Origin of the sequence: Variovorax paradoxus B4 (genome assembly GCF_000463015.1) — a bacterium.
Lineage (GTDB): Bacteria > Pseudomonadota > Gammaproteobacteria > Burkholderiales > Burkholderiaceae_C > Variovorax > Variovorax paradoxus_E.
In genome coordinates this window covers 2,897,416-2,912,877 of sequence record NC_022247.1, presented here as the reverse complement: position 1 = coordinate 2,912,877, position 15,462 = coordinate 2,897,416, and the positions used below count along the sequence as shown (strand labels likewise).

Annotated in this window: 16 protein-coding genes; 14 read left to right on the top strand and 2 right to left on the bottom strand. The window is 68.5% G+C overall.

From position 1 onward, the window contains the following. Positions 1-88: 88 nt before the first annotated feature. The 3 genes from bioA (at position 89) to bioD (ending at position 3,521) form a co-directional block, all read left to right on the top strand. Positions 89-1,492 carry an adenosylmethionine--8-amino-7-oxononanoate transaminase gene (gene bioA, locus VAPA_RS13500; protein ID WP_021007333.1) on the top strand — a complete coding sequence of 468 codons (1,404 nt, stop codon included), beginning with the start codon at positions 89-91 and terminating at the stop codon, positions 1,490-1,492. Next, positions 1,476-2,711, top strand: a complete 1,236-nt coding sequence (gene bioF / locus VAPA_RS13495; RefSeq protein ID WP_021007332.1) for an 8-amino-7-oxononanoate synthase — start codon at positions 1,476-1,478, stop codon at positions 2,709-2,711. Before bioA ends, bioF begins: the two co-directional genes overlap by 17 nt. A gap of 87 nt (positions 2,712-2,798) precedes the next feature. Next, a complete protein-coding gene (gene bioD / locus VAPA_RS13490) occupies positions 2,799-3,521 on the top strand; it encodes a dethiobiotin synthase (RefSeq protein WP_021007331.1) in 723 nt (240 codons plus the stop codon). Here bioD and VAPA_RS13485 read toward each other — a convergent pair. Then, a complete protein-coding gene (locus VAPA_RS13485; protein WP_021007330.1) occupies positions 3,504-4,553 on the bottom strand; it encodes an aldo/keto reductase in 1,050 nt (349 codons plus the stop codon). The two genes, bioD and VAPA_RS13485, sit on opposite strands and share 18 nt — an antisense overlap. Positions 4,554-4,790: 237 nt before the next feature. Here VAPA_RS13485 and VAPA_RS13480 point away from each other — a divergent pair, with 237 nt between their 5' ends. After that, a complete protein-coding gene (locus VAPA_RS13480; protein WP_021007329.1) occupies positions 4,791-5,783 on the top strand; it encodes an AraC family transcriptional regulator in 993 nt (330 codons plus the stop codon). A gap of 18 nt (positions 5,784-5,801) precedes the next feature. Here VAPA_RS13480 and VAPA_RS13475 read toward each other — a convergent pair whose 3' ends face one another. Further along, entirely contained in the window at positions 5,802-6,245 is a 444-nt protein-coding gene (locus VAPA_RS13475) for a universal stress protein (RefSeq protein ID WP_021007328.1), read from the bottom strand. Between the two features lie 105 nt (positions 6,246-6,350). Between VAPA_RS13475 and VAPA_RS13470 the strand changes: the two genes are divergently transcribed. From VAPA_RS13470 to hemN, 10 genes are all read left to right on the top strand, one after another. After that, entirely contained in the window at positions 6,351-8,690 is a 2,340-nt protein-coding gene (locus VAPA_RS13470) for a heavy metal translocating P-type ATPase (RefSeq protein ID WP_021007327.1), read from the top strand. Continuing rightward, positions 8,690-8,827 (top strand): cbb3-type cytochrome oxidase assembly protein CcoS, encoded by a 138-nt coding sequence (gene ccoS / locus VAPA_RS13465; protein ID WP_021007326.1) that lies wholly within the window; start codon positions 8,690-8,692, stop codon positions 8,825-8,827. Before VAPA_RS13470 ends, ccoS begins: the two co-directional genes overlap by 1 nt. A 65-nt stretch (positions 8,828-8,892) precedes the next feature. After that, positions 8,893-10,332 carry a cytochrome-c oxidase, cbb3-type subunit I gene (gene ccoN, locus VAPA_RS13460; RefSeq protein ID WP_021007325.1) on the top strand — a complete coding sequence of 480 codons (1,440 nt, stop codon included), beginning with the start codon at positions 8,893-8,895 and terminating at the stop codon, positions 10,330-10,332. Between the two features lie 9 nt (positions 10,333-10,341). Next, positions 10,342-10,971, top strand: coding sequence for a cytochrome-c oxidase, cbb3-type subunit II (ccoO, locus tag VAPA_RS13455; RefSeq protein ID WP_021007324.1), 630 nt, complete (start codon positions 10,342-10,344; stop codon positions 10,969-10,971). Between the two features lie 13 nt (positions 10,972-10,984). Continuing rightward, a complete protein-coding gene (locus VAPA_RS13450) occupies positions 10,985-11,125 on the top strand; it encodes a cbb3-type cytochrome oxidase subunit 3 (protein ID WP_021007323.1) in 141 nt (46 codons plus the stop codon). A 17-nt stretch (positions 11,126-11,142) separates the two neighbouring features. Continuing rightward, positions 11,143-12,054 (top strand): cytochrome-c oxidase, cbb3-type subunit III, encoded by a 912-nt coding sequence (gene ccoP / locus VAPA_RS13445; protein ID WP_021007322.1) that lies wholly within the window; start codon positions 11,143-11,145, stop codon positions 12,052-12,054. A gap of 15 nt (positions 12,055-12,069) precedes the next feature. Beyond that, the gene (gene ccoG / locus VAPA_RS13440; RefSeq protein WP_021007321.1) at positions 12,070-13,527 is read left to right on the top strand and encodes a cytochrome c oxidase accessory protein CcoG; all 1,458 of its coding nucleotides are present in this window, start codon (positions 12,070-12,072) and stop codon (positions 13,525-13,527) included. Positions 13,528-13,537: 10 nt separating this feature from the next. Next, on the top strand, positions 13,538-13,804 hold the full coding sequence (locus VAPA_RS13435; RefSeq protein WP_021007320.1) for a FixH family protein: 267 nt from the start codon (positions 13,538-13,540) through the stop codon (positions 13,802-13,804). Then, positions 13,801-14,052, top strand: a complete 252-nt coding sequence (locus VAPA_RS13430; RefSeq protein ID WP_021007319.1) for a hypothetical protein — start codon at positions 13,801-13,803, stop codon at positions 14,050-14,052. The genes VAPA_RS13435 and VAPA_RS13430 overlap by 4 nt, the downstream gene beginning before the upstream one ends. Beyond that, positions 14,049-15,461: an oxygen-independent coproporphyrinogen III oxidase gene (gene hemN / locus VAPA_RS13425; RefSeq protein ID WP_021007318.1), complete on the top strand. Its 1,413-nt coding sequence runs from the start codon at positions 14,049-14,051 to the stop codon at positions 15,459-15,461. Before VAPA_RS13430 ends, hemN begins: the two co-directional genes overlap by 4 nt. Position 15,462 lies beyond the last annotated feature (1 nt).

Here is a 15,462-nt window from a genome sequence, read left to right as displayed (position 1 = left end):
GGGCATCTTCACACCCGAGCCAGCGGTTTGCCGCGCTGGATTTGCGCCGATACGATCCCGCGCCTTGCCCCCCAAAAGGAATGCGCGGATGCCGCCAACGATTGCTTCTCCCTCGACGCCCGCACCGTCGAAAAACGCCGGCTGGCAGCAGCGCAGCCGGCGCCACGTCTGGCATCCGTGCACGCAGAGCATCCGGCTCGAGGCGGTGCCGCCGTTGCCGATCGCGCGGGGCGAGGGCGTCTGGCTGTTCGACCACGACGGACGCCGCTACCTCGATGCGACGAGTTCGTGGTGGGTCAATCTCTTCGGCCATGCGCACCCGGCCATCAACGCCGCGCTGAAGGACCAGCTCGACACGCTCTCGCATGTGATGCTCGCGGGCTGCACGCACGCGCCGGCCGTCGAGCTGGCCGAGCGGCTTGCCGCGCTGACCGGCCATGCGCTGGGCCATTGCTTCTACGCCTCCGATGGCGCCTCGGCGGTGGAGATCGCATTGAAGATGAGCTTTCATGCGTGGCGCAATGCGGGCCGCAGCGGCAAGCAGAACTTCGTCGCGCTGCGGCAGGGCTATCACGGCGAAACGCTGGGCGCGCTACATGTGACCGACGTGCCGGTGTTCCGCGACGCCTACGCGCCGCTGCTCGCGCATGCGCACCTCGTCGCGTCGCCCGACGCAAGGGCCGCGCGGCCGGGCGAGGACGCAGCCGCCGTGGCGCGGCGCGCCGCGGCCGAACTCGAAGCGCTGCTGATCGAACGGCATGCATCGATCGCGGCCGTGATCGTCGAGCCGCTGGTGCAATGCGCCACCGGCATGGCGATGCACGCCCCCGAATACCTGCGCCTCGTGCGCGCACTGTGCGATCGCTACGGCGTGCACCTCATTGCCGACGAGATTGCGGTGGGGTGCGGGCGCACCGGCAGCTTCTTCGCGTGCGAGCAGGCCGGCATCTGGCCCGATTTCCTGTGCCTTTCCAAAGGCATCAGCGGCGGCTACCTGCCACTGGCGCTGGTGATGACGCGCGATGCGATCTACGAAGGCTTCGTGGACGACGACGCGGCGCGCAGCTTTCTGCATTCCCATTCCTACACCGGCAACGCGCTGGCTTGCCGCGCGGCGCTCGCGACACTCGACCTGTTCGAGCGTGAAGACGCGTTGCGCCGCAACCGTGCCCGCGCCGAACGGTTGATCGACCGGTTGCGCGAAGGGCTCCACGGCATGCCCGTCGATCACCTGCGCCAGCGCGGAATGATCACGGCCTTCGACGTGTGCGAACCCGGTGCCCGATTCGCGGAGCGCTTTCACCTTGCTGCACGGGCGAACGGACTGCTGATGCGCCCCATTGGTGCGACCGTCTACCTCATGCCGCCCTATGCGATCGGCGACGGCGACATCGACCTGCTGGTCGATGGCACGCTGGCCACGCTGCAGGCGGTGGCCGCCCCCACCGATGAAGACCACGCAGAAGGAGGCCGCGATGCCGCGCTTGCTTGAACGCCTGCAGGACGAGATCACGGCGCTCGATGCGCAGTCGCTGCGCCGCCGCCGGCAGATTGCCGAAACGGCCTGCGCTCCCGAGCAATCGCTGACGCTGGCCGGCGCGGCCGCGCAGCGCACCATGCTCGGCTTCAGCAGCAACGATTACCTCGGCCTTGCCGCCCATCCGGCCCTGGCCGCCGCACTGGCCGAAGGCGCGGCGCGCTACGGCACGGGCAGCGGCGGGTCGCACCTGATCCTCGGCCACTCGCGTGCGCATGCCGAGCTCGAGGAGCGGCTGGCCGGCTGGATGGCGCCGTTCATCCCCGAGGCGCAAAGCCTGTTCTTCTGCACGGGCTACATGGCCAACCTCGCGGTGCTGTCGGCGCTCGGCGGCGCCGAGGCGGTGATCTTTTCCGAGTCGCTCAACCATGCGTCGCTGATCGACGGGGCGCGGCTGGCCAAGGCGCGCGTCGAGCGCTATCCGCATTGCGACGTGGCCGCGCTCGATGCGCAACTCGGCTCCTGCGATGCGCCGGTCAAGCTGATCGTGAGCGATGCGGTCTTCAGCATGGACGGCAACATCGCGCCGGTGGCCGAACTGCTCGCGCTGGCGGAGCGCCACGACGCCTGGCTGGTGTTGGACGACGCGCACGGCTTCGGCGTGCTGGGCGCCACGGGCCGGGGCGTGCTGCAGGCCATGGGCCTGCGCTCGGAGCGGCTGGTGCTCATCGGCACGCTCGGCAAGGCGGCCGGGGTGTCGGGCGCGTTCGTGGCGGCGCACCGCACCGTGATCGACTACCTCGTGCAGCGGGCGCGGCCGTACATCTTCACGACCGCCGCGCCGCCGGCCATCGCGCACGCGCTGCTGGCCAGCCTCACGCTGATCGAAGGCGAGGAAGGCCACATGCGCCGCGCCCGGCTGAAGGCGCGCATCGCCCAGCTGCGCCGGGGTCTCGAGGCGATCCTGCCGCCGGATGGCAGCGCCTGGCTGCCGGATTCGCCCACCGCCATCCAGCCGCTGATCGTCGGCGACAACGCGCGCGCGATGCGGACGATGGCGCAGCTCGACGCCCGTGGCTTGCGCGTCGGTGCGATCCGCCCGCCGACCGTGCCCGCCGGCACCGCGCGGCTGCGGATCACGCTGTCGGCCAGCCACGGCGAGGCCGACGTGGCACGGCTGCTCGGTGCCCTGGGCGACGCGTTGGCGCAGCCCTGGAAGGAGGTTGCCTTATGAGCTCCCGCCCGGCCGTTCCGAAGGGGGCTCGCACCGCAGTGCGGAGCACGGAGGTTACCCAATGAGCGCAGCGCCAAGGGTGCACCAATGACGCACCGCCGCTGGTTCGTCACGGGCACCGACACGGGCGTCGGCAAGACGCTGGCCAGCAGCGCGATGCTGAGCCTGCTGGCCGCCTCGGGCCTGCGGGCGGTCGGCATGAAGCCGGTGGCCGCGGGTCTGGAGCCGGTCGACGGTGGTTGGCGCAACGATGACGTCGAGCAGCTGCGCGCGGCCGGCAATGTCGATGTGCCGTTGGCCTTGCGCTGCCCGTACCTGCTGCGCGCGCCGATGTCGCCGCACCTGGCGGCGCGGGAGGAGGGCGTACGTATCGCGTTGCCGCCGCTGCTGTCGGCCTTTGCGGCGTTGTCGCAGTGCGCCGATGCGGTGGTCGTCGAAGGCGTGGGCGGGTTCTGCGTGCCGTTCGGCGACGACCTCGACAGCGCCGACCTGGCCGTGGCGCTGGGCCTGCCGGTGATCCTCGTGGTCGGGCTGCGGCTCGGCTGCCTGAACCACGCGCTGCTCACGGCGGAAGCCATCCGCGCGCGCGGGCTCGTGCTGGCAGGGTGGATCGCGAGCGCCGTCGAGCCGGGGATGCTGGCACCTGAGGCCAACCTCCAGACGCTGCGCGGCCGGCTCGGTGCGCCATTGCTCGGCGTGGTGCCGCACCTGGCCGAGCCCTCGGCGGCAACCGCCGCGCGGCACATCGATCTGCGCGCATTGCGCGCCACCGCGGCCCACGCCGCGCACCGGTCAGCCGCGCTGGCCTGACTCGGCGAGGCGTTTCGCCCGTGCGCCGCCCTGGCGCTCGAGCATCCAGCCCGGGTACTCGGAGGGCAGGGCGCTCACCTTGCCGAGTTCGGCCAGCTCTTCGGCGGAGAGCCGGATGGCGGTGGCGGCGATATTGTCGTCCAGCTGCTCGACGCGCTTGGCGCCGACGATCACGCTGGTCACCACCGGCTGGTGCAGCAGCCACGCGAGCGCAATCTGCGCCACCGACACCTTGCGCGCTTCGGCCAGCTGGCGCATCACGTCGATGCAGTCGTAGGCGCGTTCGACGTTCACCGGCGGAAAGTCGAAGCTGGTGCGCCGGCTGCCTTTTTCGGCTTCGGTGCCACGCCCGTACTTGCCGCTCAGCAGGCCGCCCGCCAGCGGGCTCCAGACCATCAGGCCGAGGCTTTCGCTCTGCAGCATTGGCGCCAGTTCGCGTTCCAGGTCACGCCCGGCGATGGTGTAGTAGGCCTGCAGCGATTCGAAGCGCGCGAGCCCTTGGCGCTCGGCAATGCCCAGCGCCTTCATGATCTGCCAGGCCGCCCAGTTCGAGACGCCCACGTAGCGCACGTGGCCCTGCTGCACCAGGTTGTCCAGCGCGCGCACGGTTTCCTCGATGGGCGTGACCGGGTCGAAGCCGTGGATCTGGTACAGGTCGATGTGGTCCAGCTGCAGGCGCTTCAGGCTGGCCTTCACGCCATCCATGATGTGGTAACGCGAGGCGCCGGCCGCGTTGGCGCTCTTGCCGGTTTCGCCGAAAACCTTGGTGGCGACCACGACGTTCTCGCGCGGCACCTTGAGGTTCTTCAGCGCCTGGCCGGTGATGGTTTCCGAAAGGCCTTCGGAATACACGTCGGCGGTGTCGATGAAGTTGATGCCGGCGTCGAGCGCGCGGCCGACCAGGCTTTCCGCCTCCGACTGCTGGAGGTTGCCGATCTGGCCCCAGATGCCGCTGGAGCCGCCGAAGGTCATGGTGCCGAGGCAGAGTTCGGAAACGAACAGGCCGGTGCGGCCGAATTTGCGGTACTGCATGAGAGGTGTCCTTTGGGTGGGGGTGGCACTGGAAGGGGCCGGAAAGCCCCCATCGACCGCAAAAGTATCCGGCCGCAGCGCCGGGCATGGCGAGCGCGTTCCTGCAAAGTCTTTGCCTATTTCTCCAGACCTCCTGTTCGGGCCGTGCAGATTCATGGGAGCGGCGCTAAGCTTTGAACCACCCGATCCTCCACGCCGGCCGCCACTGCGGCCCAACTCGTGACAAGGCCCCCGAACATGCCCCAAGAAACACCCGAAATCGCTGCCGCCATTGCCCAGCCGATGCCGCTGGAGCCCGAACTCGACGAAGCCAGGAAGGAACTGGTGGCGCTGATCAACCGCATCACGCGCGGCCGGGACGGCACCGTGGAAACGCCGGTGGCCGGCCTGCAGGTGTACTGCATCAGCAAGCCCGACGGTCCCAAGCACGCCTTCGCAACCCCTGCGCTCGGGCTGATCGCGCAGGGCTCCAAGCGGATCATCGTGGGTGACGACATCTATGTGTACGACCCCATGCACTACCTGGTGACCTCGGTCGACCTGCCGGTGTGCGGCCAGGTGCGCCTGACGAGCGAGAACGAACCCTACCTCGGCCTGCGGCTGGAGCTGGCGATCGACGAGATCGGCAAGCTCATCGGCGACGAGAAGCTGCCCGCGAAGGCCAATGCGCCCGCGTCGCGCGGCATGTACGTCAACCGCATCGGCATGCCGGTGCTGGAGCCGGTGCTGCGGCTGCTGCGGCTGGTCGAGACGCCCGAGGACGTGCCGATCATGGCGCCGCTCATCAAGCGCGAGATCATGTACCGCCTGCTGGTGAACGGCGAGGGCGCGCGGCTGCGGCAGATCGCGCTGCAGGACAGCCACACCCAGCGCGTTGCCAAGGCCATCAGCGCGCTGCGCGTCAACTACGCGCAGTCGCTGCGGATCGAGGACATGGCGCGCGCAGTGCACATGAGCGTGTCGTCGTTCCACCATCATTTCAAGGCCGTGACGGCCATGAGCCCGCTGCAGTACCAGAAGCAGCTGCGCCTGCAGGAAGCGCGCCGCCAGATGCTGATGGCCGGCGTGGACGTGGCGAGTGCGGCGCACAGCGTGGGCTACGAGAGCCCGTCGCAGTTCGCGCGCGAGTACAGCCGCATGTTCGGTGCGCCGCCGTTGCGCGACAAGCGGCGCTGGCTCGGCGAAGCCGAGAACGACGCGCTCGGCGCGGGGTCGATGCAGGCCGCCTGAAGGATGGGCCGCTGCGGGTCAGCGCAGCACGAGCACCGGCAGGCTGGAGTGCGTCAGCACGTGCTGCGTCTCGCTGCCCAGCAGCAGCCGCTTGATGCCCTTGCGGCCGTGCGAGGCCATCACGATCAGGTCGCACTTGTGCTTCTTGGCGGCGGCGACGATCGATTCGGCCACCAGGTCGGAGTTGGCGATGGCCGTCTTCAACTGCACGCCGCTCGCCACCGCACGCGTCGCTACGGCGTCGAGCATGCCCTGCGCCTTGTCGGCCCACTGCTTTTCCACCCGGGCGATGTCCTCGGGCGAGAAGGACATGGCGCCGTCGAAATAGCTTTTCGGGTAGCGCGGCACCACGGTGAGCGCCACGAGGTCGGCATCGTGCCGGCTCGCGAGGGCAATCGCGCTCGTGACCGCCTTCTTCGAGAGCGTGGAGCCGTCGGTGGCCACGAGAATGCGCTTGAACATGGTTTTTCTCTCCGGGGAAGTGTGCCGCGAGCTTAGGCCGCGGGTCGTTTTCACCTCTTGATGCAGATCAAACGGGGGCGGGGCCTCGGCCCTTAGCCTTGCCCGATGCAAGCCGCGCTCGCCTCTTTTTCCCCGGCCGCCGCGCTCCCACGGGCTCCCCGTGAAGAGTGGCAGGTGCTCGACGATCCCTCCGAATGGCCCGCGTTCGGCCGTGCGCTCGATGGCGGCGATGCCGGCACTGCGCGCTGGGAATCGCAGGTGGCGGTGGAGGGCATGCACTGCGCAGGCTGCGGCCTTGCCGTGGAGGCGGCGCTGCAGCGCGTGGCGGGCGTGCTCGAGGTGCAGGTGAACGCCGCGAGCCAGCGCGCACGCGTGGTGTGGTCCGCCGCGCTGACGCGGCCCTCGCGCTGGTTCGAGGCCTCCGAAGCCGCCGGTTACCGGCTGGTGCCCGCCGCCGATGGCTCCGCGCGCGAGAGCCGTTCACGCGAGCTGCGGCTCGCGCTCTGGCGCTGGCTGGTGTCGGGCTTCTGCATGATGCAGGTGATGATGTATGCCTACCCGGCCTACATCGCGCAGCCCGGCGAAATGACGCCGGACGCCGCGCAGCTGCTTCGCTGGGCCTCGTGGGTGCTGACGCTGCCGGTGCTGTTCTTCTCTTGCGGTCCCTTTTTCCGCAGTGCGTGGCGCGATCTTCGCCATGCACGCATCGGCATGGACGTGCCGGTTGCCTTCGGCATCGCCATTGCGTTCGCGGTCAGCACCGCGGCCACCTTCGACAGCGCGGGCGCGCTGGGGCACGAGGTCTATTTCGACTCGCTGACCATGTTCGTCTTCTTCCTGCTCACGGGCCGCTGGCTCGAGGCGCGGCTGCGGGACCGTACCGCCGGCTCGCTCGAGGCCGTGATGAATCGCCTTCCCGACAGCATCGAACGCCTCGATGCCGCAGGTGGCTGGGAGCGCGTGGCGGTACGGCGCCTGGCTGCGAGCGACGTGGTGCGGGTACGCCCGGGCGAGGCCTTTCCGGCCGACGGCGTGCTGATCGACGGCGGCACCAGCACCGACGAGGCGCTGCTGACCGGCGAATCCCGCCCCGTGGCACGGGCGCGTGGCGAGCGCGTGCTGGCGGGCAGCCACAACCTGTCGGCCACCGTGCAGGTGCGCATCGAATCGGTGGGCGAGGGCACGCGCTTCGCGCAGATCGTGCGGCTGATGGAAAGCGCCGCGCTCAGCAAGCCGCGGCTGGCCCGGCTGGCCGACCGGATCGCGCGGCCGTTTCTCGTGCTGGTGCTGGTATCGGCTGCCGGGGCTGCGGCCTTCTGGTGGCATGTCGATTCGGGCAAGGCCTTGATGGTGGCGGTAGCGGTGCTGATCGTGACCTGTCCGTGTGCGCTGTCTCTCGCAACGCCGGCCGCGATGCTTGCGAGCGCGGGCGCGCTGGCGCGCGGCGGCGTGCTCACGTCCAACCTGCAGGCGCTGGAGGCGCTGGCCTCGGTCGATACGGTGGTCTTCGACAAGACGGGCACGCTGACCGGCGACACGCCGCGCCTCGAACGCGTGTACTGCCGCCAGGGTTTGCGCCCGGGCGATGCGCTCGAGATAGGTGCCGCCCTTGGCGCGCACTCGCTGCATCCGGGCGCGCGTGCGCTGGTGAATGCATGGAATGCGCAATTCCGCTCGCCGCCCGCCTGGGAAGTGACGCAGCCGGCCGAGCTGGCCGGCCTCGGCCTCGAAGGCCTGCTGCGCCGAAGCATCACGAGCGCCGGCGGAACGGCGCGGCGCGTGCGGCTGGGCTCGGCGAGCTACTGCAACGTGGCGCCGCTGCAAGTCGAGGCGCCGCAGGTTCACCTGAGCGACGAACAGGGCTGGATCGCGAGCTTCGTGCTGGCCGAGGAACTGCGCGCGGACGCCGCCGCCGCCGTGGCCGCGTTGCAGGCCGAAGGGATCACGGTGCGCCTGCTTTCCGGCGACCGCGACAGCGCCGCGCGGGAGATCGCCGCGCGGGCCGGCATCGAATTCGCCCAGGGCGGCTGCACGCCCGAAGACAAGCTCGAGGTCCTGTGGCGCCTCCAGGCGGAGGGCAGGCAGGTGGCGATGGTCGGCGACGGCCTGAACGACGGGCCTTCGCTGGCGCGTGCGAACGCGTCCTTCGCCTTCGGGCGCGCCGTGCCGCTCTCACGCGCGCGGTCCGACTTCGTGGTGCTGGGGGATGCGCTCGGGGCCATTCCGCGCACCATCGCGCAGGCGCGTCGAACGCTGCGCGTGGTGCGGCAGAACCTCGCATGGGCCGCCGGCTACAACGCGCTGTGCGTGCCGCTGGCCGTTGCGGGCTGGCTGCCCGCATGGCTGGCCGGGCTGGGCATGGCGGCGAGTTCGCTGGTGGTGGTTCTCAACGCGGCACGGCTGGCGGCTTCGCATGGCGGGGCAGAGGGCAGGGCGGTGCGCTGATGGACATCCTCTTTCTGCTGATCCCGCTGTCGGTCGTGCTCGTGCTCGCCATTCTCGGCGGCCTGTGGTGGGCCATCGAGCGCGGCCAGTTCGAAGACATCGAGATCGAAGGCGACCGCATCCTGCGCAACGATTGATCTGCATCAAATCCTCCGGCCGGGTGCGCAGGGACACTGCCCGCAGTCCATCAAGAGGCCGCACGATGCAAGAACCCAATCCTCCCGCAGCGATCTACGACGACACCGTCGTACGGCAGTTCGCCCTCATGTCCGTGGTCTGGGGCGTGGTCGGCATGCTCGTCGGCGTGATCATCGCCACCGAGCTCACCTGGCCCGAATTCAGCCTCGGCATCCCATGGCTCAGCTACGGCCGCCTGCGCCCGCTGCACACCAACGCGGTGATCTTCGCGTTCGGCGGCTGCGCGCTCATGGCCACCAGCTTCCACGTGGTGCAGCGCACCTGCCAGGTCCGGCTGTTCGCGCCGGCACTCGCATCGTTCGTGTTCTGGGGCTGGCAGGCCGTGATCGTGGCCGCAGCCATCAGCCTGCCGCTGGGCTACACCACGGGCAAGGAATACGCCGAGCTCGAATGGCCCATCGACATCCTGATCGCGGTGGTGTGGGTGGCCTATGCGGTGGTGTTCTTCGGCACCATCGGCATCCGGAAGGTGCGCCACATCTACGTGGCCAACTGGTTCTACGGCGCCTTCATCATCGCGGTGGCGCTGCTGCACATCGTCAACAGCGCCGAGATTCCGGCGGGCTGGATGAAGAGCTACTCGGCCTATGCCGGCGTGCAGGATGCCATGGTGCAGTGGTGGTACGGCCACAACGCGGTGGGCTTCTTCCTGACCGCGGGCTTCCTCGGGATGATGTACTACTACATCCCCAAGCAGGCCGGCCGGCCGGTGTATTCGTACCGGCTCTCCATCGTCCACTTCTGGGCGCTGATCTTCACCTACATGTGGGCCGGCCCGCACCACCTGCACTACACGGCGCTGCCGGACTGGACGCAGTCGCTGGGCATGGTGTTCTCGCTGATCCTGCTCGCGCCGAGCTGGGGCGGAATGATCAACGGCGTGATGACGCTCTCCGGCGCCTGGTACAAGCTGCGCACTGACCCGATCCTGCGCTTCCTGATCGTGGCGCTGTCGTTCTACGGCATGTCGACCTTCGAGGGGCCGATGATGTCGATCAAGACCGTCAATGCCCTGAGCCACTACACCGACTGGACCGTCGGCCACGTGCACTCCGGCGCGCTGGGCTGGGTGGGCTTCATCACGATGGGCTCGCTGTACTACCTGATTCCACGCATGTACGGGCGCACCACCATGTTCAGCGTGAAGGCCATCGAGGCGCACTTCTGGATGGCCACCATCGGCATCGTGCTCTACATCGCCGCCATGTGGATCGCCGGCGTGATGCAGGGCCTGATGTGGCGCGCCATCAACCCCGACGGCACGCTCACCTACACCTTCGTGGAGAGCGTGAAGGCCACGTTCCCGTTCTATGTGGTTCGGCTGGCCGGCGGCCTGCTGTATCTCGCCGGAATGCTGGTGATGGCGTGGAACGTGTGGATGACCGTCATCTCCGGCCGCTCCGCGCAGGCGTCCATCCCGGCCGTCGCCATTGCCCACGCCTGAGGAAGCGCCATGACGAAGAAGACCCCCTCCAACAGCGGCTTCACCCATGAGAAGGTGGAGACCAACAACCTGCTGATGATCGTGCTCATTCTCGTGGTGGTCGCCATCGGCGGCCTGGTCGAGATCGTGCCTCTGTTCTTCCAGAAGTCGACCACCGAGCCCATCCAGGGCCTGAAGCCGCACACGGCGCTGCAGTTGGCCGGCCGCGACGTCTATCTGCGCGAGGGTTGCTACAACTGCCACTCGCAGATGATCCGGCCGTTCCGCTCGGAGACGCTGCGCTACGGCCACTACTCGGTGGCGGGCGAGTTCGTCTACGACCATCCGTTCCAGTGGGGCAGCAAGCGCACCGGCCCCGACCTGCATCGCGTGGGCGGCAAGTACAGCGACGAGTGGCAGCGCATCCACCTGAACAACCCGCGCGACCTGGTGCCCGAATCGAACATGCCGGCCTATGCCTGGCTGGACAAGAACCTGGTCGATGCCGACGCCATTCCCCGCCGCATGCGCGCGCTGCGCCAGGTCGGCGTGCCTTACTCGGACGAGGACATCGCCCGTGCTTCCGAAGACGTCCGCGGCAAGACCGAGCTGGACGCCACGGTGGCGTATCTGCAATCGCTGGGCCTCGCGCTCAAGTAGGGAGCACCGAACCATGATCGACATCACCACACTGCGCGTTGCCGCCACCGTTTTCTGCTTTGTGCTCTTCCTCGGCATCGTGGCCTGGGCCTATGCCCGCCGCAACGCGTCGCGCTTCGAGGAAGCCGCCCGCCTGCCGTTCGAGCAGGATTGAAAAACAAGGGGCCCACGATGAGCGATTTCGTCAACAACTTCTGGTCCAACTACATTGCCGCCGGCACGGTGCTGAGCATTCTCGGATGCATGCTGCTGCTGTGGCTCACCGCCCGCAAGCGCGTGCCGTCCGACGCGGACAACACCACCGGCCACGTCTGGGACGAGGACCTGCGCGAAGCCAACAATCCGCTGCCCATGTGGTGGATCGGGCTTTTCGTGCTGACCATCTTCTTCGCGGTCGGCTACCTCGTGGTCTTCCCGGGCCTGGGCAGCTTCAGCGGCCAGGCGAACTGGAGCACCAGGAGCGAGTACGAAGAGGACGTGGCCAAGGCCACCAAGGCGCTGGCGCCCGTCTACGCGAGCTACGCCAGCATGCCGATGGAGGACATCGCGCGCGAGCCGAAGGCCATGGCCATCGGCGAGCGCCTGTTCATGAACAACTGTTCCCAGTGCCACGGTTCCGACGCGCGCGGCAGCAAGGGCTTTCCCAACCTGACCGACAAGGACTGGCTGCACGGCGGCGCGCCCGAGAAGATCGTCGAGACCATCACCAAGGGCCGCGTCGGCGTGATGCCGCCGATGGCGGTGGCGGTGGGCTCGCAGGACGACGTGAAGAACCTGGCGAACTATGTGCTGAGTCTCTCGGGCGCACCGCACGACTCGGTGCGCGCCGGCCTCGGCAAGTCCAAGTTCACGGTGTGCGCCGCCTGCCACGGCATCGGCGGTGTCGGCAACCAGGCCGTGGGTGCGCCCAACCTGAGCGACAAGATCTGGCTGCACGGCTACGGCGAGGCGGCCATCATGCAGATGGTCAACGCCGGCAAGCACAACGAGATGCCCGCGCAGGAAGGCCGGCTCACGGAGGCACAGATCAAGCTGCTTGCTTCCTATGTCTGGGGATTTTCCAACCCTGCCACGGGGCCCTGACGTCGCCAGCTCATCATGGATTCATCCGCCCCCGTTTCCGCATCGGCCCCGGCCGGCCCCGGTGCGCGCAAGATCATTCCCATCGCAGCGGCCGAGAGCGAGTCGGTGGGCCTGTACGAGGCCTCGAAGAAGATCTATCCGCGCACCGTTCGCGGCATGTTCGCGCGCTGGCGCTGGGCCATGGTCTTCCTGACCCAGCTGGTGTTCTACGGCCTGCCGTGGGCGCAGTGGGGCGAGCGGCAGCTGGTGCTGTTCGACCTGGCCGCGCGCCGCTTCTACATCTTCGGCCTGGTGCTGTATCCGCAGGACCTGATCTACCTTTCGGGACTGCTGGTGGTCAGCGCGCTGGCGCTCTTTCTCTTCACCGCCGTGGCCGGGCGGCTGTGGTGCGGCTACGCCTGCCCGCAGACCGTCTACACAGAGATCTTCATGTGGGTGGAGCACAGGATCGAGGGCAACCGCACCGCGCGCATGCGGCTCGACGCGGAATCGATGTCGCTCGAGAAGCTGGTGAAGAAGTGGTTCAAGCACCTGGTGTGGATCGGCATCGCCATGTGGACCGGCTTCACCTTCGTGGGCTACTTCACGCCCATCCGGGAGCTGGGCATGGCTTTCCTGCAGACCCGGATGGGCTCTTGGGAAGTGTTCTGGGTCTTCTTCTACGGCTTTGCGACCTATGGCAACGCGGGCTTCATGCGCGAGCAGGTGTGCAAGTACATGTGCCCGTATGCGCGCTTCCAGAGCGCCATGTTCGACCGCGACACGCTCATCGTCACCTACGACCCGAAGCGCGGCGAGCCGCGCGCGCCCAGGCGCAAGGGCATCGACCCGCGCAGCATGGCGCTGGGCGACTGCATCGACTGCGGGCTGTGCGTGCAGGTGTGCCCGACCGGCATCGACATCCGCAAGGGACTGCAATACGAGTGCATCGGATGCGGCCTTTGCGTGGACGCCTGCGACACGGTGATGCAGAAGATGGCCTATGCGCCGCGGCTGATCCGCTACGACACGCAGAACGGCATGGAGGCCGGATGGACGCGCCGCCAGCTGGTGCGCCGCGTGCTGCGTCCGCGCGTGCTGGTCTACACCGCCATCCTGTCGCTGCTGGTCCTGGGACTGCTCGCCAGCCTCGTCACGCGCACGCCGCTGAAGGTGGACGTGGTGCGCGACCGCGCGTCGCTGGCCCGCATCGTCGAGGGGGGGCGGCTCGAGAACGTCTACCGCCTCCAGATCATGAATGCCACCGAGGAGGCACGCGACTACCGCATTGCCGCCCACGGCATCGAGGGGCTGAGCGTCTCGCCCGACGAGCGGATCACGATCGGTCCGGCCCAGTCGCGGTGGGTCGCCGTGCGGCTGCAGGTGCCCTACGGCGCCGTGCCCGCCGGTTCGCACACGGTGCACTTCGACATCCGGGAGGAGCGCGGCGGTATTCAAGTGTCGGAGAAAGCGGCCTTTCTGGTGCCGCGCTGAAGGAGACGAAATGAATGCAACGACGAACGAGCTGCCGGCGCAGGAAGATCCATGGTGGCGCCATCCGCTGCTCTGGATGGTGATTGCCGGCCCGGCGCTGGTGGTGGTCGCGAGCTTCGTGACCTTCTGGTATGCGTGGAGCAGCCCCGATCCGCTGGTGTCAGAAGACTATTACCGCCGCGGCGTCGAAATCAACAGGACCCTGGCGGACAAGAAGCTGATGCCCGCCGTCACGGGCAGGAACCATGCGGCGACGCCGGCCGAGGCCGTGCCATGAGCGTTGCGCGCCAACTGATCGGCATTCTGTGGCCCGCGTTCCTGCTGGCCTGCGCCATGGAGTTGCTGGTGTTCGCGCTGGTCGATCCGTCCGACATGCACTGGGGCGGCGAGGCGCTGCGGATGTCGCGCCAGGGCGTCTACACCGTGGCCTTCTTCCTCTTCTGGGGCATGGCGGCGGCTTCGAGCGCATTCACCGCGCTGCTGGCCATGCCGCCGTCCCGCGATCTTCCCGAGCATCCGCAATGACACTGCCTTCCGCTGCCTCCCACGAGGCTCCCGACGCGCCCCCCTTGTCGGCCGCCGTGCTGCGACAGTTCGACGTTGCGGGCCCGCGCTACACCTCGTATCCCACGGCCGACCGCTTCGTCGAGGCCTTTGGCGCGGACGACTACGCGGCGGCGCTGCGCGAACGGCGCGATGCGGGGGCTTCGGCGGCGCCGCTGTCGCTCTACGTGCACATTCCGTTCTGCGAATCGCTGTGTTACTACTGCGCATGCAACAAAGTGGTGACGCGGCACCGCGAAAGGGCCACCCAGTACCTGGCCTACCTGGCCCGCGAGACCAGGCTCCAGGCCGCGCAATTCGGCCGCCGCGCCGCCGTGAGCCAGCTGCACCTGGGCGGCGGCACGCCCACCTTTCTCGACGATGCGGAGCTGGGTGAACTTCTCGCCATGCTGCGCGGCTCCTTCGACTTCGTTCCCGGCGGCGAATGGTCCATCGAGATCGATCCGCGCACCGTCGACGCGGCGCGGCTCGCAAAACTGGCGACGCTGGGTTTCAACCGGCTGAGCTTCGGCGTGCAGGACTTCGATCCCGAGGTGCAGAAGGCGGTGCACCGTATCCAGCCCGCGCACCAGGTGTTCGGGTTGATGGCCGATGCGCGCGCGCTGGGCTTCAAGTCGATCAACGTCGACCTGATCTACGGGCTGCCGCGCCAGAACGATGCGTCGTTCGAGCGCACGATGGCCCAGGTCTGCGAGCTTCGGCCCGACCGCATTGCGCTCTATGCCTACGCGCACCTGCCCGAACGCTTCAAGCCGCAGCGGCGCATTGCCGCGGACGAACTGCCCGACGCCGCGGCGCGGGTGCGGATGCTCTCGCGCGCCATTGCCACGCTCACCGATGCCGGCTACGTCTACATCGGCATGGACCACTTCGCGCTGCCGGACGACCCGCTCGCCGTGGCCAAGCGGCAGGGGCGGCTGCAGCGCGATTTCCAGGGTTACAGCACACAGCCGGAAGGCGACCTGGTGGCGCTCGGCGTTTCCGCCATCGGCCGCATCGGCGCCACCTACAGCCAGAACGCCAAGACCCTGGAAAGCTACTACGACCTGCTCGACCAGGGCCGCCTGCCGGTGGTTCGCGGCCTTGCGCTGACGCGCGACGACGTTCTGCGGCGCGCGGTCATCATGGCGGTGATGTGCAAGGGCCGGGTCTTTTTCGACGCCATCGGCGAAGCGCACCGCATCGACTTCCGGCACTACTTCGCCACCGAGTTCGCGGCGCTCGGGCCGCTCGCGGCCGAGGGGCTGGTGCGGGTCAGCGACCACGACATCGAGGTCACGGCACAGGGGTGGTTCGTGGTGCGCGCCATCGCCATGGTGTTCGACCGCTATTGCCGCGAGAACCGCACCCGCTTTTCCCGCGTGGTCTGAA

Excerpts from the sequence above, each read along its gene's own strand:
- bioA (WP_021007333.1), top strand. The coding sequence starts at position 89 with ATGCCGCCAACGATTGCTTCTCCCTCGACGCCCGCACCGTCGAAAAAC.
- bioF (WP_021007332.1), top strand. The coding sequence starts at position 1,476 with ATGCCGCGCTTGCTTGAACGCCTGCAGGACGAGATCACGGCGCTCGAT.
- bioD (WP_021007331.1), top strand. The coding sequence starts at position 2,799 with ATGACGCACCGCCGCTGGTTCGTCACGGGCACCGACACGGGCGTCGGC.
- VAPA_RS13485 (WP_021007330.1), bottom strand. The coding sequence starts at position 4,553 with ATGCAGTACCGCAAATTCGGCCGCACCGGCCTGTTCGTTTCCGAACTC.
- VAPA_RS13480 (WP_021007329.1), top strand. The coding sequence starts at position 4,791 with ATGCCCCAAGAAACACCCGAAATCGCTGCCGCCATTGCCCAGCCGATG.
- VAPA_RS13475 (WP_021007328.1), bottom strand. The coding sequence starts at position 6,245 with ATGTTCAAGCGCATTCTCGTGGCCACCGACGGCTCCACGCTCTCGAAG.
- VAPA_RS13470 (WP_021007327.1), top strand. The coding sequence starts at position 6,351 with ATGCAAGCCGCGCTCGCCTCTTTTTCCCCGGCCGCCGCGCTCCCACGG.
- ccoS (WP_021007326.1), top strand. The coding sequence starts at position 8,690 with ATGGACATCCTCTTTCTGCTGATCCCGCTGTCGGTCGTGCTCGTGCTC.
- ccoN (WP_021007325.1), top strand. The coding sequence starts at position 8,893 with ATGCAAGAACCCAATCCTCCCGCAGCGATCTACGACGACACCGTCGTA.
- ccoO (WP_021007324.1), top strand. The coding sequence starts at position 10,342 with ATGACGAAGAAGACCCCCTCCAACAGCGGCTTCACCCATGAGAAGGTG.
- VAPA_RS13450 (WP_021007323.1), top strand. The coding sequence starts at position 10,985 with ATGATCGACATCACCACACTGCGCGTTGCCGCCACCGTTTTCTGCTTT.
- ccoP (WP_021007322.1), top strand. The coding sequence starts at position 11,143 with ATGAGCGATTTCGTCAACAACTTCTGGTCCAACTACATTGCCGCCGGC.
- ccoG (WP_021007321.1), top strand. The coding sequence starts at position 12,070 with ATGGATTCATCCGCCCCCGTTTCCGCATCGGCCCCGGCCGGCCCCGGT.
- VAPA_RS13435 (WP_021007320.1), top strand. The coding sequence starts at position 13,538 with ATGAATGCAACGACGAACGAGCTGCCGGCGCAGGAAGATCCATGGTGG.
- VAPA_RS13430 (WP_021007319.1), top strand. The coding sequence starts at position 13,801 with ATGAGCGTTGCGCGCCAACTGATCGGCATTCTGTGGCCCGCGTTCCTG.
- hemN (WP_021007318.1), top strand. The coding sequence starts at position 14,049 with ATGACACTGCCTTCCGCTGCCTCCCACGAGGCTCCCGACGCGCCCCCC.